The organism is Oleiphilus sp. HI0125 (assembly GCF_001635355.1).
On record NZ_LWGF01001104.1, the window covers coordinates 1 to 945 of the forward strand.

Here is a 945-nt window from a genome sequence, read left to right on the forward strand (position 1 = left end):
CGGCTACAAACTTAAGATAGATCAATTCTTTTACAATAGCTAGTTTTATTGCGCAAAAAATCGCTTCACAAGCTAAAGTTTTTGATCAAAATACACTTGATGCAAGCAAACCAACTTATAAGGCCAAAAAAATCGGTATGAGTGCCAGCAAACTACTCCCTCTTGAAGATGCTATCGAACAATTATCCTCTCGTGTTCAAACCTGCTCGCAAGAAGAAACTACGCCCATTGAGCAAGCGCTAAATAGAGTATCCGCAAGCGATATAAAAGCGCGCATTTCCCAACCACCGTTTCACAACAGTGCTGTTGATGGATACGCGTTTCGTATTAGCGATATTCAAAAGTCAGCCCTCCCTGTCACGATGCGTGTTCCTGCAGGCAGTGCACCAGGGCAGCTTAAAGAAGGCGAAGCTGCTCGCATTTTTACTGGAGCTCCTGTACCAGAAGGTGCTGATTGCGTACTGATGCAAGAGAGTGCCGAACTAAGCGAACTTAACGGTACAACTCTGTTAAGCACCAGCTCAAATTTATCTTTGAATCAGAACCTTCGTCCAGCGGGGCAAGACTTTCAAGTAGGCGATACATTGCTCCGCAAAGGCGATGTTCTGCGCCCACAGAATATTTCTTTGCTTGCCTCTTCTGGTATCGCGGAGATAAAAACATATCGCCCTCTAACCGTTGCAGTAGTATCGACCGGCGACGAACTAGCGCAACCAGGAAGCGAGTTAAAACCCGGACAAATCTATAATTCGAACCAATACCTTTTGGAAGGATTAATCCGTAGCTTTGGCTTTGAAGTCCGCAATATCGGATGTGTCGCCGACAAGCTAGACGCGACGATCGAAGCCCTCAACAAGGCTGCGGAATCAGACATTATCATTAGCTCGGGCGGCGCGTCTGTTGGCGAAGAAGATTATATAAAAGCCGCGATCGAAGAACTTGGCG

At 46.2% G+C, this 945-nt stretch carries 1 protein-coding gene; it reads left to right on the forward strand.

Annotation, left to right across the window (positions count from 1 at the left end; all coding sequences use genetic code 11):
* Window positions 1–137 precede the first annotated feature (137 nt).
* On the forward strand, window positions 138–945 hold an 808-nt coding region (locus A3762_RS19070), incomplete at its 3' end, for a molybdopterin molybdotransferase MoeA (protein ID WP_197469400.1).